We start from the raw sequence: 21,915 nt of genomic DNA, 5'->3' as shown, positions 1-21,915 counted from the left end.
TAAAATCAAACTTTTGATTTTGCCTTGCAACCAATTTCAACCGGGCATCGTCTTGAGGTTAAATTATTATGCTATATACTATGAAAATTCAATTTTACAATTCCTCAAAACAATCAAATTTAAATATCCTGTTTACCTGTTTACTTTGCCTGCTGGTTTTGGGCGGTTTTGCGCAGGATAAAACCAAAACTATCGGTAATAAAGCACGTGAAGGCTCGGCAAATAATTCCTATTCTGCTGTAAAAGGTGCGCAGGTAGGTATCAGGATGAGTGCTGGCCGTAAACCGGTACAATTGCTTAAGCTCAATTTTCATGCTGATAGCTATGCAAGCGACAGCATTGCTTTTAAGGTGAATGTATACCAAATGGATGGTAAATTCCCGTTGGATACCAACCTGGTTAATACCGAAATAAAAGGCCTCATTAAAAAACATGATACAGAAAAGCATCAATTGGTAAGTGTTGACCTGTCTCCATACAAAATTGATGTTAGGGGCGATATTTTAGTTTCTGTAGAATTTTTAACTACCAAACCGGGGTCCGAGATTAGTTTTGCCTGTGGCTTGTTTAATGGTGGAACATTTCATAAAGACGCAAACGGCGCTAAATGGAAAAAAGTGCCGATAGTTGGGGCCGATTTTAATGTGCTGGTGAAGAAGCTGAAGTAAAATGCCGGCATGCTGCACACCTTGCGTAAGGGGTACCGAAGCAGGTTAACTATGACGTATTCTATTTTCAAGGTGTAAAGGCCTGTCAGTCTGAGCCTGTCGAAGACTCGTGCGGAGAGGCCTTTGCCCGCTATGCTTCGACAGGCTCAGCATGACAGCCCTTTTAGCAACATCATTTTCACCTTCAAAATCTGTTGGGTTTTATAACTACTCATCACGTTTTACACTAACTGTCCTTCATACTTACTCAAACAATTCCTGTTCGTCAGTATAATAGGTCTTCCTTGAGCCTTCCTTTATTTTTATCCCGGCACCTTTAGGGCTATGGGTTTTCCTGGAGTTGTGGATGAGCATAAAATCCCGTACCTCGCCGTTAATGATATCAGGATTTGATTTAAGGATTGACTTTTCGGCTTCCTTTAAAACCGAGTCGATTGACCTGGTCAAATCACTTAGTTTATCTTCGGGTATTTTATTACTTACCGAAAAAGGGGAGATCCCGGCATGCCAAAGAATCTCGTCGGCATATGCATTACCAATACCGCGGATAATCTTTTGATCAAGCAACACCGTTTTAATATTGGTTTTCGTTTTGGCCAGCCGGGTTTTCAAAAAATCAGCATTAATATCCATAGCATCCGGCGCTTCCTTCTCTTCGGGATTTAAAGTGGGGTTAGCTATGCCCTGGAAATCGGTAAGCACCAGGCCGGTATCGTCATTAAAATGCAGTTCGATAATAGGGTATTTATTTTCGTTCCTGCCTTCAAACAAAAACAGCTTGCCATGAAGCATCAGGTGCAACGCCAGGATATCTCCTTTGCTGAATTTAAAGTAAAGTTCTTTTCCTTCGCGGTAAACTTTATCCAGCGTTTGGCCTTCAAGCGTATCCTTAAGCTCTTTATGGCTAACATTCAGTTTTTTAGCATTAACAATAACCACTTCCTTAACGGTTTTGCCGGCAAGTTTTTTATTGAGGTTATGGCTGAATGCCTGGAGATCTGGTAATTCGGGCATGGCATTAATGATTTTAATTTTTAACCAAATATAAACGGATAAGTTTTAGTTTACAGGCTAATCTCCACTCGCCCTGCCAAAACCTACTGTATCTCTATACATCTGGGGTGAAACATCGGCATTGGTTTTAAAAAAACGACTGAAATAATATTCATCATTGTAACCCAATTCCCATGCAATCTCTTTTATAGGCTTATTGGTTAAGTACAGTTCACGCTTGGCCTCAATGATGATACGTTCGGCTATCAGGTTGCTGATTGTTTTGTTAAAATGGGTTTTTGTGATCCGGGCCAGTGCTTTTGCCGAAATATTTAGCATGTCGGCATAATTACTTGCGCTATGTTTGGTTTTATAATGTACTTCGATGGCCTCCTGCAAATTCTGCAGTATAAAGGGCTCCTTATTAACATCATCCGGATGCCGATTCAACTCCTGCTGTTCGGCTTTTAAGCGGGATGCCGTAATCAGGAAAATTTTGAGGTACGAAACAAGGATCTCAAATTGGGCTAAGCCCTTATTTTGCATTTCGGCCCTTATCTGATTAATAACTATATTAAATGTAGCCGCGCTAACTGAATCGATCCTGACATAAGGCGGATGATAAATATTATCAAACAAAATACCGCTGCATGATACCTCTTTGTGATGTTTATGGATACAAAAAAAATCGGGGTGAAACTGGATAGCGACCCCGCTTATCGGTTGGTTTGTAGATAACATAAACGGCTGATATGGAGTAAATGCCAGGAGCGTATTCTCCTCAAAATCATATTCCGAAAAATCTGATTTTAACTTACCAGAGCCTTCTTTTATCCAGATAACCGAAAAATAATTATTTCGTTGTAAATGATCGAAATAACTGTTATTCTCAAATAAAAATAATTTAAACGCAAGGTTACCGCTTACAGGATCAACAAGTATAAATGTATTTTGCGTATCGGTCATTTATGTAATGCTAATTGGGCTTTAAGTTCGGCGTTCTCTGTTCGTAGTTTATTAATATACTCATGCTGGGCCATAAACTCATCCTGTATCTCCTCCAATGTATACCTTGGCGTAATATGCTGCGGGCAGTTCCAGTCATACGCCTTAACTTTTAGCAGGATAATCCTCTCGGGTTTAAATTTATAATCGTCCAGGTTAAGCTTGTCATATAATTCGGCATTGCCTTCAATACTTAAAATACTTGCTTCGGCAAATATCTTTAAACGGGCTTTGGCAGCCTGATTCAGGAGAAACAAAGCCACCTTGTTATGGGTAGCTAAATTTCCTGCCGAGATATATTGTCTGTTACCGCCAAAATCAATAAAACCTAAAGTTTCATGATCCAGGACTTTCAAAAATCCTTTAGGCCCGCCCCTAAACTGGATATAAGGATAACCACTTTCGCTTATGGTTGCCATATAAAAGTTATCCTGGTGAGCTATAAAATCTTCTTCGCTTTCGGTAAGGCCATCGGTATATTTAAATTCCTCCTGGCGGTTATAACTGGCCCGGCTGCCGTAGCGTTCCTGGAAATCTTTAACAGCGCCTGTAAAGGCAATTTGTGGGTAATTCATATAAAATCGTTTTAAAACAATTTGCGGTCGGCTTCGGCTATAGGCATATCGTTAATGCTGGCATAACGTTTTTGCATGTAGCCATGCTCATCAAACTCCCAAAGCTCGTTACCATAACTGCGGTACCATTGCCCGTTATAGTCATGCCATTCATACTCAAACCTTACAGCCATACGATTTTCGCGAAAGCCCCAAAGTTCTTTTTTAAGCTTATAATCCAGCTCTTTTTCCCACTTGCCTTTTAAAAACTTTTTCACCTCCTCACGTCCGTTTATAAAATCGGTACGATTACGCCATTCGGTATCAATGGTGTAGGCAAGGCTTACCTTTTCGGGGTCACGGGTGTTCCAGGCATCTTCTGCGGCCTGTACTTTTTGCAAGGCAGTTTCCATATTAAAAGGTGGCAGGGGATAGCGTTTGTTTTCCATGATTTTTTTATTTTGTAAGGAGTGAAGACCAAAGATAAAGGACAGTTATAGAAAGCTACATCATATAACCGTCTTTTTCTGTCCTTTCGTTCTATCTTTTTTTCTTGTTTGCTTAATTATGCCTCAACGGAGTTATATGAATTTACAATCGGAAAGTCAATGTCAGTTTTGGCGGTGTTATTGAAATAGTTGGTCAAAACATTTAACGCCACGTGGCCAACAATTTCGCCTATTTCGCCATCGGTAAAGCCCGCAGTTTTTACGGCTTCCACATCTGCATCATTAACCAGGCCTTGCTTTGAGGTTAGCACAGTTGCAAATTTTAAGGCAGCGGCTGTTTTCGCGTCCTGGCTGTTCGCGCCACGGGCCGCGGTCAATGCAGCTGCATCAATATGCACCAATTTTTCGCCGATATAAGTATGTGCAGATAAACAGTAATCACAATTGTTTTTTTCGGATACGGCCATAGCCAGCAGTTCGCCGGTTTTTGCGCCAAGTTTGCCGTGTGCCAATGCTCCGCTAAAGTAAAGGTAACCTTCCAGCAAGGCAGGTGAGTTACCCATGGTACGCATCATATTTGGTACCACACCCAATTTACTTTGTATAACGTTAAATAATTCTTTTGTTTTGCCTGTAGCTTCTTCAGGACTTAATGCTTTTAAACGTGCCATTTTTGTAATTTATTTTAGTCGTTATTGACAATACAAATTTGCAAAGCCCGGCTTTACGGTAACATGGATGAATTTCGTTAATACATGGACAATTTTCCCGGCGATTTATGAGAAGAATTTGTAATACCTTTTAGCAGCCATCTCCACAGCCTTTGCCTGAGCCTTATTAAGCTTGCCATACAGGTTAAAGCTGATATCAATGCTATTGGCTTTAATGGTTCGTTTCCAGTTGCCTGCAACCTGGTTATCAACTACAATTACCGGATCAAAAATTACATGCCTGGCCTGCACTGAGTACCTGGGGTTAACTAAAGCGTCTCTATGTTTATAGGCAATGGCAAACTCATCAAAGGCAGGTAATAAATAAACTTTGGGTTTTACAGCAATAATGTCAGTATTACCAGGCATCCAATATATTTTACCGGCAATAACTTCGCTAATGAGTTGCCCTTTTATATTTTGTAACCCTATATCCGCATCAGCAATGGTAAGTCCCGACCAATTGGCAAAGTCATGCACCGTTGCAGGTCCGCGGCTGTTAAAATAACCGGCTGCCAGCCTGGTTAATGCTTCTTCATGTGTTAAACCTGGAGTTGCCGGAGCCCGTTCGTCAAGCAGGGCATAGGTAAATTGTTTGCCAATCCGGCCACCACTGCAAATAACAGCATCAAGTTCTGCATGCATCAGGAGTATAGTTAAACGCAAATCATCAGTTGCAATCCCGGCATGGTTTAACGCTTCTGTAATCTCGGCACGGGTAAGGTGTTTGTTGCCCTGCATCGCCTTTATCAATATATCGTTGGTTTTATTGAAGATGGCATTACTAACCTCAAACTTTTTGTACATACCCGCATTAATAGCGTTAATGCGGGGGGCGGTGAGCGCAAGTATCCAACGAATATCAACAGGTGAAACAAAGTGCCATGTGGGCCTAAGCAGGTGGGTACGCAGTATTTTGCCTTCGGTTATGGCTTTTTCAATTACAGCTTCATTCGCATTTTCCGTTCTCAAACCAACAGCCCATTTGGCGCCGGCATAGTCCTGGGCCTGCATGGCTACCATATATTTTACAACATCCGCGGGCTCATTAAAGTGCGGATTGCTGATGTGTTGGTTAAACAAGCGCAAACCGGCTAAATGATCATCTTTCATGGTGATGTTAACTGATAGTGCGTAAATATATCACGTAGTAATTACAACAACAGAAAACTGCAAATCCTGCTAAAAATCGTGATACAAATTCCTGAACGAACTTCTTAACCCAAAAGTTAACAGGGTGGTTTTGTTGTCAATTAAGCTATTATGTTCTTTACGGTATAAACCACTTAGTTCAAAACGGAGGTTGTATTTAGGATTTATAAGGAAGGACACTGTGCCTTCTGCATAATATAAATTGGTACTTATTCCCTGGCCTATGGTTGTGGTGGTATTATCTGCAGGTACAAAAGGCTTGGTTACAATTTTACCATTGTTGATAACAGTAGTGGCATCAAGGCCATATTTGGCATAGTTTAACTGCCCCTGGAGGTCTATCCTGCCAATAGAGTAATTCAGGATACCCAAAATTTCCCTGAAGTTTGCACCATAGGGATGCGCAAGCGGATCGCCATAAAAAGCGTAGCTGCTAATGGAATTTGTATTTTGGTAAGTATAAGGTTTAACCGTATTAAACTCGAAAATATAATTAAAGCGTTTAACCTCAAGCAGATCGGCTCCTCGGATACCCACCTGTACACCATTGGTATTATTGGCATTATTGCCAGAAAAGAAATCGCTGGCTTTAAACCTGTCTAATAATAACTGGGCATACAAAGCAGTTTTATCAAGAATTTTATACTTGCCGGTAAATCCAATCAGTGTATTATCCTTTGGTTGCCGGGATGGACCTAACGAGCTTGAAAATACGATTGGATTAATAAAATTCAAATCAAAACCACGCCTGTTTCCCGCTGCATCAGTTTCGGGAGATATAACAGCATTAAAGAAACCAAAAGAAACACGATTGCTTACGTTCCAGTCGAGGTAATGAAAAAATGCCCATTTGCGGCGGTTACTGCCAAACGTATCGAATTTCTTTTGATTAATATCTTCAATATAAGCCCAGGCAGCCATGTATTGAACATGCTTGCCTATATTAGCAGTAAGCCTTACCAGGGGCATATTAGCAGCATAATCTGAAAGTAATAAGGAACGATATCCATCACCAATAAACATCTTATCCTCGCCTAAGGTAACATTTAGTTTTTTGGTTATATTATAAGATAAGATAGCTGTAACGTACGACCAATCTGCTGTATTTTTTTTTATACCGTGATAGTTTCTTAAGTATGCTTGTCCCGGTATAAATTGATTTTCATTAACCAAAGCATTATAATAACCAGGAAACTTAGCCTGATCTTCAAAAGCACTGGCATAAAATGAAAATTTGGTGCCAATGGTACCACCAAACTGGTAGCCTCTTGTATTTAAATTTGTATTGTATTTTGCAGTAAAGTCTCTTCCGGCTTGCATGTCGAGTATAACATCTCCGTAAAAAGTATAATCGGGCTTTTTAACATCAAACAGATGTTCATTAAATATTTTACGTTCAAGCCAGCTCTTACGATCACTGCTTACGCCCACATTCATTACCGAATCATAAGTATGCTGAATTAAACTATCAATTAAAAACGGGCGTAATGAAGTATGAAATGCGCTTTTTGTTGAATAAATATCGGCGTTAAACTTTTGATAAAGCTGGTAAGAGTTGGGCAAATAAGTAGATTGAGCCATGCTCAATTGCACCGAGAACACGACGATCCCGGCCAACAAAAATGTTTTTCTGAAAGTAAAGAAGTAGAGTTTTTGCATTGCGACAAAATAAGTATTATTTATTGTAAGATAAAAATATCATTTCTAACAGATTTTGGAATGAGGACTAAACTCCGTTATCATTTTCTTATAGTCTTTTAAAATAAAACTCATTCATCCCTACCGCTCTCTGCCCGGTAAATCTTCAGTCCAAAAAAGTTAATAATTGTTAAATTTGACATCATCAAGCGGTTTTTTTTAAATAAGCTATAAAAATCATGATATTTGCCCGCGCGATAAAACCATATACCATATATATTAAATGCAGTACAAAAAAATCAATAATCTTTTAGGCTGGCTTTGCTTTGTTATAGCTTCTGTAACCTACATCTTAACATTAGAACCTTCCGTAAGTTTTTGGGATTGCGGTGAATTTATTTCATGCGCCTACCGCTTACAGGTAGCCCATCAGCCCGGATACCCGGTATTTGCTATGCTGGGCAAGTTATTTTCCCTTCTTTCAATGGGCGATAATACTAAAGTTCCTTATTTTACCAATATGGGTTCGGCAATTGCAAGTGGCGCTACCATTATGTTTTTGTTTTGGACAATTACCGCATTGGCAAAAAAGTTACTATTGAACAAGCGCGATGATGTGGTTGACCAAACAAACCTTATCCTGATCATGGGAGCCGGCCTTGTAGGTTCACTGGCATTTACTTATACCGATACCTTTTGGTTCTCGGCTGTTGAAACCATTGTGTTTGCGTTGTCATCATTGTGTACCGCTATTGTATTTTGGGCCATATTAAAATGGGATGCCCATGCCGATGAAAAAGGTGCTGATAAATGGCTGATTTTTATAGCCTATGTTATTGGTTTATCCATAGGCATTCACCTGCTTAACTTACTAACTATACCGGCATTGGCCATAGTTTATTTCTTCCGCAGGAGCAAAAAAATTACTGTTGGTAATGGCATACTGGCTTTCCTGGCCGGTATTGTTATACTTGGATTGGTACAGTATGGCGTTAGGGGATACACCATAAAATTTGCTGCATATTTTGATCTTTTCTTTGTAAACACTTTAGGGCTGGGTTTTGGTACCGGTGCATTTTTCTTTATATTATTGATCGTGGCTGCATTAGTTGCCGGCATAGTGTATAGCATTCGCGCTAAAAAACCTGTTTTAAACCTAGCCTTGTTATGCCTGGCCTTTATTTATTTTGGTTATGGATCATTTGCGTACATTCCTATCAGGGCTACAGCAAATCCCGATTTAAATAACTCCCATCCCGACAACGCGTTTGTACTTTATGGTTACCTGAACAGGATTCAATACGGTGAAAATCCATTATTAAACGGCCAGTATTATGATGCAAAGGTTGTTGAGCAAAAAGAGGGCAGCATTATTTACCGTAAAGGAAAAACTAAATATGAAAATGCAGGCCGTAAGGTAGAAACTGTATATGATCATACCACCTTTCTTCCGCGTATGTACAGTACAGATCCGCAGGATGTTCAGTTTTATAAAGACTGGTTACGCATTCCTGATGGGCAGGCACCTACAATGGTTGATAACCTGAAATGGATGTTCAGCTGGCAAATGTACCAAATGTACTGGCGCTATTTTCTATGGAATTTTGTTGGCCGTTATAACGACGCTGACGGACAACAAAGTACCGAAAATATTGATGGCAATTGGACATCCGGTATTATGGATGGAAGCCGGCACCTGCCAAAATCTGTAGTTAATGCGCCTACTTATACACCATTATATGCGCTGCCGCTACTAATAGGCTTTATTGGAGCTGCTTACCATTTTACCCGCAAAAAGAAAGATGCGTTAGTTGTACTGCTACTTTTCTTCTTTACCGGGCTGGCCATTGTGATGTATGTAAACCAGCCAAGCGTACAACCCCGTGAGCGCGATTACTCATATGTAGGTTCCTTTTACGCCTTTGCTATTTGGATTGGCCTGGGTGTTATTGCAATTGCCGAAAGTGCGCGAAAGTTTTTGGATGGCCGTACAGCGGCAATTGGGTCAACGGTTATTTGTATACTGGTTGCCCCGGTATTATTAGCCAGCAAAGAATGGAAAGCTCATGACCGGTCGACCAAAATGACTCCGCATGATATGGCATATAACTACCTGATATCGTGCCCTAAAAATGCTATTTTGTTTACTTATGGTGATAATGACACCTACTCTTTATGGTACGACCAGGAAGTTGAGGGCATAAGGCCTGATGTACGCATAGTGAACTTAAGCTTGTTTACCGGCGATTGGTATATACGCCAGATGCAGGGTAAAATGAACCAATCGGATCCATTGCCTATCACCATGCCTTTTGATAAGTATAAAGAGGGGGTAAGGGATGCTATTTACTACAGCGACCGTAAATTAGATGGGCCACAGGAAGTAAAAGAAGTGTTTGATTTTATAACATCTGATAATAAAGCAGCTCAGGTAGAATATCAAAGCGGAGATTTTGGCAATTATATGCCGACGAAAAATCTGAAGATTACTATTAATCCTGATGAGGTGGTTAAAATGGGTGTTGTTACTCCGGAGCAGAAAAGCAAATTAACTACCAGTATGGAATGGAAATTTCCGCCAAACTATATAACTAAAGAGAACCTGGCCATGCTGGATATCCTGGCACATAATAACTGGAAAAGGCCTATTTGCTTTACTACCACCATTGGGAACGAAAATTTGATTGGCTTACAGCCGTACCTGTACAAAGAAGGGTTTACGTATCATTTAATACCATTCCAGAAGGATACAACCATACGCGATCAGCTGAGCAAAACAAACACTTTGGTGATGTATAAAAATGTAATGAACAAGTTTAGGTTTGGTAATTTTAAAACAGCCAAATATCTTGATCATGAATCAACATCTATGTTTTACCCGGTAATGATCACCACATTTAGTGATCTGATCCAGAACCTGATGAAAGAAGGCCATAAAGATCTGGCATTAAAAGTTCTGCATAAATACGACCAGGAAATGCCGGATATCAATCCATACATTGATATAGCCGGACGTAAAATATTTTTGGCCCAGATGGCTTTCCAATTAAATGATGTAGTATTGGGCACTAAACTGGTGAATAATATTGATGACTATGTGGTTGATCAGCTTGATTACAACTACCATTTATTATCATCCAACAGCGGTGGCTTAAGTACGCGTGATGTACAAATCAGCTTGCAGGTGCTAAACGGGATGAGCGATTTTATGAAAGAGAATAATCAAACAGGATTATTTAAAAAGTTCGACGGCCAACTAAAGGATTACGTTAAAAAGTTTTCACCATTATTGGGCGGGCAACAGCCATAAAAGAGCCTGACACAAAGGGACTTTGATTTTCAGGTTAATATAAAAATGGAAGCTTTCGCAACGGAGGCTTCCATTTTTTTTAAACTCACTCTCCTTTGAAGAAGGTTAGGGTGAGGCTAAATATTAAATAAAAATAAATAAAGTCGGCTTCTTTATTTATTTTCATAGCCGGTATGCAAAAACGTTTAAAACTACATTTCATCTTCCCGGTTTGTCTTTTATTTTTATTAAGTAACAACCAGGCTGTTAAAGCAGGTACGCCCGCAGTGCACGTAACACCTAAACCAAACTGGTTAAGTACCTGTAAACCTTATAACCAAAAACCATCGGCACGTACAATTGAAAAAGGATACTTTTACGCACTTGTTGAGCAGCAGAAGTATATTGAAAAGCAGGCAGGCTATCACCATATAATAATAGAAATAGTATCCGAAACCGGAATCCAAAATGCATCGCAGATAAATGTGGGTTTTGATCCGAGTTTTGAGCGGCTTGATTTTCATGAGATCATTGTATGGCGTAACAATAAACCTATTAACCGCTTAAATCTATCCGCATTTAAAGTAATAGCAGATGAACAGGACCTATCCAACTTCATTTACCAGGGTAGCTACTCGGCTTTGTACATATTGGATGACATCCGCAAAGGCGACCGCATTGAATATTCGTATACGCTAACCGGTCGAAACCCTATATTTAATGGTAAATATTGTGATGACATTTTCTTTCAATGGTATCAGCCGGTAGCGCATCAGTACACTGTATTGATCACATCGGCACAAAGAAAATTAAATTTTAAGGTATTTAATACCATACCAAAAGCTACCATTACCCAAAGCAATGGCTTGAAACAGTACGAGTACGAAAGCTTCCAGGTACCAGCTGCGCGCGATGATGATAACCAGCCGGCTTGGTATGTGGGCCGTCCCCGCCTCCAGATCAGCGAGTTTAATGACTGGGCAAGTGTTATCAACTGGGCATTAAGCATAAACCCCGCCGCTACCAATATAAAAGGCGAACTGGCCCAACGCATAGCCGAAATAAAAGCAAAAACCGGGACAGACCAGGTAAAATATTTCCGGGAGGCCGTAAAAACCGTTCAGGATGAGGTAAGGTATATGGGAATCGAAATAGGACAATACTCGCACCGTGCCAATAATCCCGAAAAAGTATTTAAACAACGCTATGGCGATTGTAAGGACAAATCGCTGTTACTGGTATCAATGCTCAAAGCTGGTGGCATAGATGCTTCCATGGTGCTGGTCAACTCGGGCGTTCGGGAACACATTGCAGATTACATACCTACTTATTATGCTTTTGATCATGCCGTGGTTACAGCCAATGTAAAGGGGAAACAGGTTTGGATTGATGCTACTATTGATTACCAGGGAGGTACGGGTACAGATATTTATTTCCCCGGTTATGGCAAGGGGCTGGTGTTAAAAGCAGGTAATAATTCGCTTACCACAATACCCCAATCGCAAACAGGAAAAATAGTTTATAACGATATTTATAAAGTTAAAAACGATAAAGCTCCGGTTGAATTTACTGTAAAAACTACCTATACTCTTAACGAGGCTGATGATATCCGGGGCAGGCTTGCATCAACAGGGATGGCCGAAACTGAAAAAAATTACCTGGATTATTATGCAAAAACATATTCAAAAATAGAGCCTAAAGATTCGGTAACGGTAATTGATGACCAGGAGAAGAATATACTTACCACTACCGAAACCTATATCATAAAGGATTTTTTTAGAACTGATTCAGAAACCAACAAGCGATCGGTCGACCTGTATGCCAATTATATATCACAACAGCTGCCATCCATCAACGGACAAAAAAAGACACCGGCATCGCTCAGTTATCCACTTAATTATGATTATACTATTAGGGTAATACTACCTGGCGGATGGGATATGACAAACCGCGCTAATTCTATTAACAGGGATTATTACCGGTTTTCATCAGATTATTCTTCATCCGGAGACACATTATCACTAAACTATAAGCTCACTTACCTTAAAGATAATGTGCCGGTTAATAAACTGGCAGAGTTTAAAGATGATTTAAAAAAACTTAACTATGACGGTTTAAACTACAGTTTTACTTACGGAACAGTAAACAAACCGGCTACCGACGTGAACAATTACATGGTGCTTTTTGCGGGGTTCTTTACAGTTGGCCTCATCTTTTTAGGTGTTTGGATCTATCAGCGCGAAACCCCGGGCATTGTTTTTAGCTACGGTTCAACGTTTACACCCGTGGGCGGCTGGCTTGTGCTGGTGATTATATTATTGATTTTAACAACAATATTTTCAATATCCGTTTTGGCTGCGGGTGATTACTTTAGCCTTAAAACATGGAATTTAAGTGCGGCAGATAAACAGGATCTCAGTTATAAATTATTTGTGGTTATGGAAGTTACCTGTTTTATTAGCCTGATGTTTTACTCTGTTTATTGCCTTGTACTACTTTTAAACAAGCGTGATATTCTGCCAAAAGTAATTAAAGGTTATTTCCTGTTCACTGTTGCTTTTGTCCTGGTCGACTTTATTTGGACGCTTACAATTAAGCCTAATAAGATTGTTCAGCCACATCCTTATGTCCTGGTTTATGCCTTGGTTGTTGCAGCTATATGGATCCCTTATTTTAAAAGATCATCACGGGTAGAAGATACATTTATTGTGCCGTACCCGCCGTATAATTACAGCTACGAAGGACCGGAAACACATCACTATGCATCTAAAAACTGACAATTATTTGCTAAATTCTCGTTTTTAACGATATCTGTTATTTAAATTATCCGCTTTTCAATTAACATATTGAAAAAATAGCCGCCTTATTAATGGAAACAAGATTTGAAAAAGTAGTATCAACAGCAGTTTACCTTGTTTTAAAGTAAACCTTAAGTAATAATTAGGCCCATAATTTTTATTAAACTGTTAATAAAGATTTTTAGAATAAATTTGACTAACAATTACCCAAAACAAATGAAATTTCAACAACTATTAGAAGAGGTAAAACAATACGTAACATCCTATTTTGATGCTTACCAGGATCCCGAACTTATATATCATAACATTAAACATACTAAAGATGTAGTTACTGCAGCCACTAAAATAGCCAACCATTATCAGTTAAGCGATGAGGACTTTTTTGTGGTGATATCGGCCGCATGGTTTCATGATACAGGTTATTTTACAGACAGGGCTGATCATGAAGCAAAAAGTATAAGTATTGCTGAGCATGAGTTGAAGCAATTAAAGGTAGCACAGCCCATAATAGATAAAATTAGAGCCTGCATCCTGGCTACCGAAATGCCGCAGAAGCCAACAGGTCTGCTCCAGGAAATTTTATGTGACGCTGATTTGTTTCATTTGGGAACCGACGATTTCATGGAAAGAAGTAAAATGGTGCGCAAAGAGATAGAGACAGTAAAGCATACAACACTTGATAAAGATGAATGGCGTGCGCGCAGTATAGAGCTGTTACAATCGCATCAATTTTTTACCGATTATTGCCGTCTGCTGCTTGGCGATCAGCAGCAAAAAAACCTTGATAAGCTTTTGGAGAAACAAGGTAGGGTRCAAGACAAAGCGCCCGCTACACCGCCTGCAGAAAATAATACAATCGCTGCAGAAGAAAACGCAGTTATAACAATTGATGACAGTAAAGCCGATAGCGAAAAGCATGGCAAAAAGCACAAAAATGATAAGCCCGAAAGAGGTATCGAAACCATGTTCCGCATCAGCTCAAGCAACCACCAGCGGTTGAGCGATATGGCTGACAATAAGGCTCATATCATGATCACGGTAAACTCTATCATTTTATCGGCTATCATTAGTTTGGTACTACGTAAGCTTGATGAGCATTCAAACCTGCTGATACCAACTTTCATGCTGCTTGCCGTAAGCTTACTTACCATGACGTTTTCTATACTCGCAACCCGGCCGTCTATACCGAGCGGATTGTTTACGCATGATGACATTGAAAAGAAAACGGTTAACCTATTATTTTTTGGTAACTTTTACAGGATGTCGCTTAATGAATACAGCGATGGAATGATTAAAATGATGGACGACAGCGACTTTTTGTATGGCAGCCTCATCCGCGACAATTATTCGCAGGGCGTTGTACTGGGTAAAAAATACAGGTTGTTGCGTGCTTCTTATAATATATTCATGTTTGGGCTTATTATTTCGGTAGCTGCATTTATTATTTCAACATTGCTGTAAGCAGTAAATTTTATTACTAAACAAATACTGCTATTTATGGATTACTCATTTTTTGACAGGGACCTGAGCTGGCTGCTTTTTAACGGGCGTATTTTAATGGAGGCCGAAAAGGAGGATCTACCCGTAATGGAAAGGGTAAATTTCCTGTCGATATTTTCGTCAAATTTAGATGAATTTTACCGGGTACGAATGCCGGTTTTACTGGCCCTGCATAACCTGGCGAGGCATGGCAACAGCGAAAAGGAAGATGTTTTACTGGAAGCCCAGGAGCTGATAAGCAATCAGCAGCAGAGATTTGGGCAGGTATTTACGGGCCGGCTTATTCCCTTATTAAGAGAAAATAAGATCAACCTCCTTTTTAATGAAACTTTACCGGCTGCTATTGAAGACAAAGTAAGCGAATATTTTTATAGCCAGGTAATGGCCTTTTTGCAGCCTATTGACCTTGCAGACGCCAAAAAAAGCTTTTTCCCCGAAAATAACAGGTTATATTTTTTGGTAAATCTCCGGTCGGCAGATGATAAAGAACGAAATGTAATACTCAATATCCCATCAAACCAGTTACCAAGGTTTTATAGTGTTAGTGCTGATGATGGGCAATACATTGTATTCCTTGATGATATCATCAGGCATAACCTAAATAAACTGTTTAAAAATGAGATAATAAACGGCTGTTATAGCATTAAAATAACCCGTGATGCCGAGCTGGACCTAAAGGACGAATACCAGGGCGACCTATCTGAGCAGATAGAAAAACAATTATTAAAACGCGATATGGGTATAGCCACCCGCTTTTTGCATCAACCCAATATTCCTTTACGTATCCTGCATTTTATTACAGAAAAGTTTAGTTTGCAAAGCTCAAGCGTGGTAGAAGGTGGCATGTATCATAACCTTAAGGATTTGATGGGGTTGCCGGTTAATAACCCGGCACTGCGTTATGCCCGCTGGACTCCCATTACAAACAATACCGGTGATGGCGAGGGTTCGATATTTGATCATATCGAAAAGCACGATTGCATTTTTCATGCGCCATACCAATCCTACAATACGATACTCCGTTTTTTTAACGAGGCCGCTACCCATGTATCTGTAGATGAAATATATATTACCCTTTACCGCGTAGCCAGCGATTCGCGAATTGTGAACGCGCTCATCAGCGCTGCCAATAATGGTAAAAAGGTAAGGGTTATGGTTGAGTTGAAAGCTCGTTTTGATGAAGCCAATAACATAAAATGGGCAAAAAAAATGAAAGCGGCCGGTGTGGATATCGTCTACAGTGATAAAGCCCTAAAGGTTCATGCCAAGGTGGCACTGGTAAAAAGGCGGATTGATGGCCGCGAGAAATATTCGGGATTGCTGGCTACTGGTAATTTTAATGAAAGTACCGCCGCTTTTTATACAGATCATATTATGATGACGGCAAATCCTTTGTTGCTGCGTGAGATGGAATTACTCTTCATTTTTTTATCCAAAGGGAAAAAATCTGCAGAGGGCTATCCCATTGATTTTAAGCATCTGCTGGTAGCGCAGTTTAATTTGCAATCGCGCTTTATCGAATTAATAGACCAGGAAATTAATAACGCGAAACAAGGTTTACCGGCAGCTATCACTATAAAACTAAACAATTTGGAAGAGCGTAAGCTAATTACTAAATTGTACCAGGCATCACAGGCCGGGGTTAAAATAAACCTGATAGTACGGAGTGTTTGTTGTTTGATCCCCGGCGTTAAAGGGATGAGCGAAAATATTACCATCAGGCGCATTGTAGACCGCTACCTGGAACACGGCCGCATATTTATCTTCCATAACAATGGTGATAAGAAAATATTTCTGGGCTCGGCCGATTGGATGAACCGCAACATTTACCGTCGTATTGAGGTTTGCTTTCCTGTTTACGACGAAAAGATAAAGACCGAGATTTTGCAAATTATTGAGCTGCAATTAAAAGATAATGTACAGGCCGTAATGCTCAATAAGCAATTGCAGAATATAGCAATTGAACCCAAACCTCCTTTGGTACAATCGCAACGTGCTGTATATGACCTTTTGAAGGCAATTTAACGATTAAAACTATGCTTAAAGCTATAACTTATATAACTATACTACTTATTTCGGCGGGTATCCTCTCGGGTATATCATGTACCGATAAGACTGAAAGCAACCAAAGCAGTAGCCCTAAAGGTTATGATCTGGATAAACCGGTAAAATATAATATGCCCGATGAACTGCTTGAAATATCGGGCATAACTTTCAATAACGGCAAAAGCGATTCATTATATGCCGAGCAGGACGAGGATGGTAAGGTATTCTATCTCAAGTTAGGGGATAAGCAGGTTAATTACAGCAAGTTTGGTAAAAAAGGCGATTATGAGGATATAGCTATTTGCCATAACCAGGTAATTATGTTGCGCAGTGACGGTGTACTGTTCACTTTTCCGTTTAACCAGGTAAGAAGCAAAGAAATTGCTAACGTACAAAAGCTGGAAAGCCTTTTACCTACAGGTGAATACGAAGGCATGTGTGCCGATGAAAAATCGGGCCTGCTTTATATTCTATGTAAACATTGTGCCGATGACCGCACTACCAAAAGCAGCAGCGGCTACATATTAACCTTGCAGCCCAATGGTACACTTAAGCAAAGCGGAGGTTTCAATATCGACGTTAAATCAATTGAGAAGATAGTTGGTAAAAAAAGGATAAGTTTCCATCCATCAGCATTAACAAAAAACAGCAATACAAATGAGTGGTACATCCTGTCGTCGGTAAATAAAATGCTGGTGGTTGCTGATGCCAACTGGAGTGTAAAAGCGGTTTACCCGCTAAATGCCTCAACGTTTAACCAGCCCGAGGGAATAACTTTCGACGCACAGCATAACCTTTACATATCCAATGAAGGGAGCAAGATTAGTGAAGGTAATGTACTAAAATTTAACTACAGCAAATAACGGCAATGATAAGAAACAAAAGACTGACCTGGATATTTTTCACAATTATTGGCTTAACAGCTTACCATCCCTGCTTTGCCCAAAATCCAGATATTGATATTTTAAAAAGTATCAATCCACAGCACCCCACATCCTTATATTGGCGTAATACCAGTAATTCGGCTTATTATGTTGCAGGTGCAGCCACGTTTGGTACATTAATATATGGCTTTGTTAATAATGATGCAACAGCTAAACGCAATGGTATCGAAACCTTTATCAATTTAGGGGCATCAGTTTTAATAACGGATATTCTTAAAGTAAGTGTAAATCGTACCCGGCCTGCAGATAGGTATCCAAATGATGTATTTGTACTTTCGCCAACACATAATCAGTCGTTTCCTTCGGGGCATACCAGTTTGGCCTTTGCAACGGCTACCACCATATCAATACAATACCATAAATGGTATGTAACTGTACCGGCTTACCTATGGGCATCATCGGTAGGGTACTCCAGAATGTATTTGGGTAAACATTACCCCTCGGATGTGTTAGCTGGCGCCGCAGTAGGTATAGGCACTTCATATGCCGGGCATTGGCTTAACCAGAAACTTTTCAAAAAATCAACATCAACTCACAGCTATCATGAATAAACAATTAACCCTGATTTTTATTTTATTATTGGGCAGGCTTGCTGCAATGGCCCAGGATTCTGTTAAATACCGGGTAATACTGATAGGTGATGCCGGCGAAATGGACATGCAGCAGAGCGCCGTATTAAAACACGCGGCAGGCAGTATCATCAAAAACAAAACCATTGTGATGTACCTGGGCGACAACATTTACCCAACTGGTATGGGCTTGCCGGGAAGCAAGGAGGAAGAACAAACAAAAAAGATCCTGCAATCGCAATACCAACCTATGCGGGCCAATGGTGCACCGGTTTACTTTGTCCCCGGCAACCATGACTGGGATAAAATGGGGCCGCAGGGCCTTGCTAAAATAAAACGCCAGTGGCAATACCTGGATGAACAGCAGGATAGTTTACTGAAAATGATCCCCGCAAATGGCTGCCCCGATCCGGTAGAGATTGATCTTAATGAAAACCTAACCGTTATTGCCTTTGATAGCGAATGGTGGTTATACCAATACAATAAAGATAATACAGGCGCCGAGTGCGACTGCAAAACCAAAGATGATATTATAGATAAGTTTAAGGAAATACTTGACAGGAACCGCAATAAAGTGATCCTGTTGGCATCTCATCACCCTTTCCAGAGTTATGGTACCCATGGCGGTTATTTTTCGCTGAAAGACCATATTTTTCCATTAACTGCTGTAAACAGCGGTTTAATGATTCCGCTGCCTGTAATAGGTTCGCTTTATCCATTTCTGCGGTCATCGTTTCCAAATCCAGAAGACCTGAATCACCCTTTATATAAGGATATGATCACGCGGATAGACGGCGTTTTTAAAGGTTTCCCTAATATGATCCATGTTGCCGGTCATGAGCATGGCCTGCAGTTTATTAAAGATAACCAGGTACAGGTTGTTAGTGGTGCCGGTGCCAAGCATACTTACGCCATAAAAGGGAAAAACTCCCTGTTTGCCGATGCAACACAAGGCTATGTAACTGCAGATATGTTAACCAATAACAGTATCCGGTTTACTTATTATATTGACAGCGAAACAGGAGTAAACCAGGCATTTACCTATACACAGCCTTATACACCTGTAAAAGAACAGGTTGGTGCATCGCTTAAACCTATCACAGCTGATAGCATTGTGGTTAAGGTTCATCCATCATATAATAGCGTAAGTAAATTTCACCGGACATTATTTGGTGAAAACTACCGCAAAGAATGGGCGGCTGATACCAAATTACCGGTGATAAGGATCTCCGAATTTCAGGGTGGCCTAACTCCTTTAAAGGCTGGCGGCGGTTTCCAAACCCACTCGTTGCGTTTAACTGACAAGAATAATAAGGAATGGGTGATCCGCAGCGTGGAGAAGAGCCCCGAAAAAATATTACCGCAAGAATTCCAGGAAACCTTTGCAAAAGATTGGGTTAATGATGCCATGAGCGCGCAGCACCCTTTCTCGGCACTTATCGTTCCGCCTTTGGCCGATGCTGCCCGTGTGCCGCATTCAAACCCGGTAATCGGGGTAATATCGCCTGATGAAAAGCTTGGTAAGTTCAATGAAATATTTGATAACAAGGTAGTACTGATTGAAGAAAGAGAGCCCACGGGAAAATCGGACAATAGCACCAAAATGACAGAAACCCTGTTGAAGGATAATGACAACACGGTGGATGGCAAAGAATTTTTGCGTGCCCGTTTACTTGATTTGCTGATAGGCGATTGGGACAGGCATAGCGATCAGTGGCGCTGGAAAGGTGATAAAACTGATAAAGGCATTTCTTATACAGCTGTGCCGCGCGACCGTGACCAGGTAATTTATACAAACCAGGGAATATTGCCAACCATAGCCGCTCAACCCTGGCTGGCGCCAAACCTGCAGGGTTTTAATGGGGAAATTTATGATGTGCGCTATTCTATCTGGAAAACCATGTTCATGGAGCGCTTTCCGGCCGTAAAATACAACTATGATGAATGGACAAAAATAGTGAAAGACTTTGTGGCTGCAGAAACTGATGAAGTTTTAGAGGCTGGTTTAAGACGATTACCCGAATCGTCCTACAAATTGCGACATGATGTATTGATTAAACAATTAAAAGAACGCAGGGCCAATATTCCGGCGGCCATGGACTACTACTATAAGTTCGCCAATAAAATTGTTGATGTACATACCACCAACAAGGATGAATTGATAAATATTAAAGACATCCCCGGTAAGGGCTTAAATATCACCATCAACAAGATCAATAAAAACGGTATTGTAAAAGATACATTGATGAACATCAATTTTAGTGCTGATATTACCAAAGAGATCCGTCTTTACACCGGGGGGGGTGATGATAGGGTAGTTTTAAATAATGCAACATCACCTATTAAGCTGAGACTTATTGATAGCACCGGTACCAAAAACTACAATATCATTAAATCAAGAAATACGGTGCAGCTTTATGATAAGGGTAAAAAACTTACGCTTATTGGCGACACCTCAAATGTGCGTAAACATATTTCGGCAGATAGCGCCAATACAGCTTACCTGCGCACAAATCTGTTAAGCAATACCATGCCGCTGGCTAATATAGAAATTAACCCTGACGAAGGCGTTTTACTGGGCTTAGGTTTTAAATACACACACCAGGAAGGTTTCCGTAAGTTACCGTATAATGATGTGCAACAGGTATTTGTCAGCCACTCATTCAGTACAAATGCTTTTAAGATTAAATATAACGGTGAATGGGTGCAAGCCGTAGGCGATGCAAATTTGCTGATGCAGTTCCAGGCAAACTCCCCTGGAAATATTAACTTTTTTGGCAGGGGTAACGAAACAGTATTTGATAAAACGGGAGATTACAGAACTTTTTATCGCACAAGGTTTAATACAGTTCAGTTTGATCCGGCTTTACAATGGGTAAGTAAATCGGGAACGAGTTTAAGTGTAGGGCCGTCATTTCAATATTACAGTTTGGATGTTGATGATAACAAGGGCCGTTTAATTACAAATCCATTACGTACAAACAGTGATGATAGTTATACCTTTGATAAACGAAAACTTTTTGCCGGTGTGATATTAAACTTCACCAGCGATAAGCGTAACAATAGGATACTACCCGCCTGGGGAAGCTATGTAAATATTAAACTGCAGGGTTATGCCGGTTTAAATAGCTATTCAAATACCTTTACACAGCTTATTCCGCAAGTGGCATTGTACAAAAGTTTAAATACCCAGGGAACCATTGTGCTGGCTGATAGAGTAGGAGGCGGCATTACCCTTGGTAAAACGGCTTTTTATCAATCCTTATTTTTAGGCGGGCAGGATAACCTGATGGGCTATAGATTATATCGCTTTGCTGGGCAATATAGCTTTTATAACAACCTGGAGCTGCGTATAAAATTATTTAATTTTGCCAGCTACATTGTACCCGGACAGGCAGGGCTTCTGGGCTTTTATGATGTTGGCAGGGTGTGGGTAAAAGGCGAACATTCTGATAAATGGCATAACGGTGCAGGCGGTGGAATATATATTGCGCCGGCCAGGCTTGCGGTAATAAAAATAGTTGCCGGGCACTCTGAAGAAGGATGGTACCCTTATCTTTCAACAGCATTCAGGTTTTAACAAGGGTAATTTTTTATTAT

Annotated in this window: 15 protein-coding genes; 8 read left to right on the top strand and 7 right to left on the bottom strand. The window is 40.3% G+C overall.

Translation table 11 applies throughout. The annotated features are described in order from the left end of the window. Nucleotides 1-80 precede the first annotated feature (80 nt). A complete protein-coding gene (locus AC1DO4_RS19290) occupies nucleotides 81-668 on the top strand; it encodes a hypothetical protein (RefSeq protein WP_477418772.1) in 588 nt (195 codons plus the stop codon). A gap of 243 nt (nucleotides 669-911) precedes the next feature. On the opposite strand, the gene AC1DO4_RS19285 is transcribed toward AC1DO4_RS19290, so the two are convergent. The 7 genes from AC1DO4_RS19285 to AC1DO4_RS19255 form a co-directional block, all read right to left on the bottom strand. Further along, entirely contained in the window at nucleotides 912-1,682 is a 771-nt protein-coding gene (locus AC1DO4_RS19285) for a DNA-formamidopyrimidine glycosylase family protein (RefSeq protein ID WP_477418771.1), read from the bottom strand. 57 nt (nucleotides 1,683-1,739) lie between these two features. Next, nucleotides 1,740-2,627 (bottom strand): helix-turn-helix domain-containing protein, encoded by an 888-nt coding sequence (locus tag AC1DO4_RS19280; RefSeq protein ID WP_477418769.1) that lies wholly within the window; start codon nucleotides 2,625-2,627, stop codon nucleotides 1,740-1,742. Further along, entirely contained in the window at nucleotides 2,624-3,241 is a 618-nt protein-coding gene (locus AC1DO4_RS19275; RefSeq protein WP_477418767.1) for a pyridoxamine 5'-phosphate oxidase family protein, read from the bottom strand. Before AC1DO4_RS19275 ends, AC1DO4_RS19280 begins: the two co-directional genes overlap by 4 nt. An 11-nt stretch (nucleotides 3,242-3,252) precedes the next feature. Next, nucleotides 3,253-3,669 (bottom strand): nuclear transport factor 2 family protein, encoded by a 417-nt coding sequence (locus AC1DO4_RS19270; protein WP_477418765.1) that lies wholly within the window; start codon nucleotides 3,667-3,669, stop codon nucleotides 3,253-3,255. 116 nt (nucleotides 3,670-3,785) lie between these two features. Further along, nucleotides 3,786-4,340 (bottom strand): carboxymuconolactone decarboxylase family protein, encoded by a 555-nt coding sequence (locus tag AC1DO4_RS19265; protein ID WP_477418763.1) that lies wholly within the window; start codon nucleotides 4,338-4,340, stop codon nucleotides 3,786-3,788. A 105-nt stretch (nucleotides 4,341-4,445) separates the two neighbouring features. Continuing rightward, on the bottom strand, nucleotides 4,446-5,492 hold the full coding sequence (locus AC1DO4_RS19260; protein ID WP_477418761.1) for a winged helix DNA-binding domain-containing protein: 1,047 nt from the start codon (nucleotides 5,490-5,492) through the stop codon (nucleotides 4,446-4,448). Nucleotides 5,493-5,561: 69 nt separating this feature from the next. After that, entirely contained in the window at nucleotides 5,562-7,190 is a 1,629-nt protein-coding gene (locus AC1DO4_RS19255; protein ID WP_477418759.1) for a gliding motility protein RemB, read from the bottom strand. A 262-nt stretch (nucleotides 7,191-7,452) separates the two neighbouring features. Between AC1DO4_RS19255 and AC1DO4_RS19250 the strand changes: the two genes are divergently transcribed. The 7 genes from AC1DO4_RS19250 to AC1DO4_RS19220 all read left to right on the top strand — a co-directional run bounded on the left by AC1DO4_RS19250 (nucleotide 7,453) and on the right by AC1DO4_RS19220 (nucleotide 21,895). After that, entirely contained in the window at nucleotides 7,453-10,479 is a 3,027-nt protein-coding gene (locus AC1DO4_RS19250) for a glycosyltransferase family 117 protein (RefSeq protein ID WP_477418757.1), read from the top strand. Nucleotides 10,480-10,652: 173 nt separating this feature from the next. Further along, a complete protein-coding gene (locus AC1DO4_RS19245; RefSeq protein WP_477418755.1) occupies nucleotides 10,653-13,235 on the top strand; it encodes a DUF3857 domain-containing protein in 2,583 nt (860 codons plus the stop codon). Nucleotides 13,236-13,472: 237 nt separating this feature from the next. After that, entirely contained in the window at nucleotides 13,473-14,717 is a 1,245-nt protein-coding gene (locus AC1DO4_RS19240) for a Pycsar system effector family protein (RefSeq protein ID WP_477418753.1), read from the top strand. A 36-nt stretch (nucleotides 14,718-14,753) separates the two neighbouring features. After that, nucleotides 14,754-16,781, top strand: a complete 2,028-nt coding sequence (ppk1, locus tag AC1DO4_RS19235) for a polyphosphate kinase 1 (RefSeq protein WP_477418751.1) — start codon at nucleotides 14,754-14,756, stop codon at nucleotides 16,779-16,781. 11 nt (nucleotides 16,782-16,792) lie between these two features. Further along, nucleotides 16,793-17,665, top strand: a complete 873-nt coding sequence (locus AC1DO4_RS19230; protein ID WP_477418749.1) for an SdiA-regulated domain-containing protein — start codon at nucleotides 16,793-16,795, stop codon at nucleotides 17,663-17,665. Nucleotides 17,666-17,670: 5 nt separating this feature from the next. Continuing rightward, nucleotides 17,671-18,297: a phosphatase PAP2 family protein gene (locus AC1DO4_RS19225; RefSeq protein ID WP_477418747.1), complete on the top strand. Its 627-nt coding sequence runs from the start codon at nucleotides 17,671-17,673 to the stop codon at nucleotides 18,295-18,297. Further along, the gene (locus tag AC1DO4_RS19220) at nucleotides 18,290-21,895 is read left to right on the top strand and encodes a BamA/TamA family outer membrane protein (protein WP_477418745.1); all 3,606 of its coding nucleotides are present in this window, start codon (nucleotides 18,290-18,292) and stop codon (nucleotides 21,893-21,895) included. Before AC1DO4_RS19225 ends, AC1DO4_RS19220 begins: the two co-directional genes overlap by 8 nt. Nucleotides 21,896-21,915 lie beyond the last annotated feature (20 nt).

It is taken from the genome of Mucilaginibacter sp. P5_A6 (genome assembly GCF_056400585.1).
The sequence above is the reverse complement of the archived record's forward strand: the minus strand, read 5'-3'. Positions and strand labels throughout refer to the sequence as shown.

Bases quoted from the DNA above. Each gene is read 5' to 3' on its own strand.
- AC1DO4_RS19290 (WP_477418772.1), top strand. From the start codon at position 81: ATGAAAATTCAATTTTACAATTCCTCAAAACAATCAAATTTAAATATC.
- AC1DO4_RS19285 (WP_477418771.1), bottom strand. From the start codon at position 1,682: ATGCCCGAATTACCAGATCTCCAGGCATTCAGCCATAACCTCAATAAA.
- AC1DO4_RS19280 (WP_477418769.1), bottom strand. From the start codon at position 2,627: ATGACCGATACGCAAAATACATTTATACTTGTTGATCCTGTAAGCGGT.
- AC1DO4_RS19275 (WP_477418767.1), bottom strand. From the start codon at position 3,241: ATGAATTACCCACAAATTGCCTTTACAGGCGCTGTTAAAGATTTCCAG.
- AC1DO4_RS19270 (WP_477418765.1), bottom strand. From the start codon at position 3,669: ATGGAAAACAAACGCTATCCCCTGCCACCTTTTAATATGGAAACTGCC.
- AC1DO4_RS19265 (WP_477418763.1), bottom strand. From the start codon at position 4,340: ATGGCACGTTTAAAAGCATTAAGTCCTGAAGAAGCTACAGGCAAAACA.
- AC1DO4_RS19260 (WP_477418761.1), bottom strand. From the start codon at position 5,492: ATGAAAGATGATCATTTAGCCGGTTTGCGCTTGTTTAACCAACACATC.
- AC1DO4_RS19255 (WP_477418759.1), bottom strand. From the start codon at position 7,190: ATGCAAAAACTCTACTTCTTTACTTTCAGAAAAACATTTTTGTTGGCC.
- AC1DO4_RS19250 (WP_477418757.1), top strand. From the start codon at position 7,453: ATGCAGTACAAAAAAATCAATAATCTTTTAGGCTGGCTTTGCTTTGTT.
- AC1DO4_RS19245 (WP_477418755.1), top strand. From the start codon at position 10,653: ATGCAAAAACGTTTAAAACTACATTTCATCTTCCCGGTTTGTCTTTTA.
- ppk1 (WP_477418751.1), top strand. From the start codon at position 14,754: ATGGATTACTCATTTTTTGACAGGGACCTGAGCTGGCTGCTTTTTAAC.
- AC1DO4_RS19230 (WP_477418749.1), top strand. From the start codon at position 16,793: ATGCTTAAAGCTATAACTTATATAACTATACTACTTATTTCGGCGGGT.
- AC1DO4_RS19225 (WP_477418747.1), top strand. From the start codon at position 17,671: ATGATAAGAAACAAAAGACTGACCTGGATATTTTTCACAATTATTGGC.
- AC1DO4_RS19220 (WP_477418745.1), top strand. From the start codon at position 18,290: ATGAATAAACAATTAACCCTGATTTTTATTTTATTATTGGGCAGGCTT.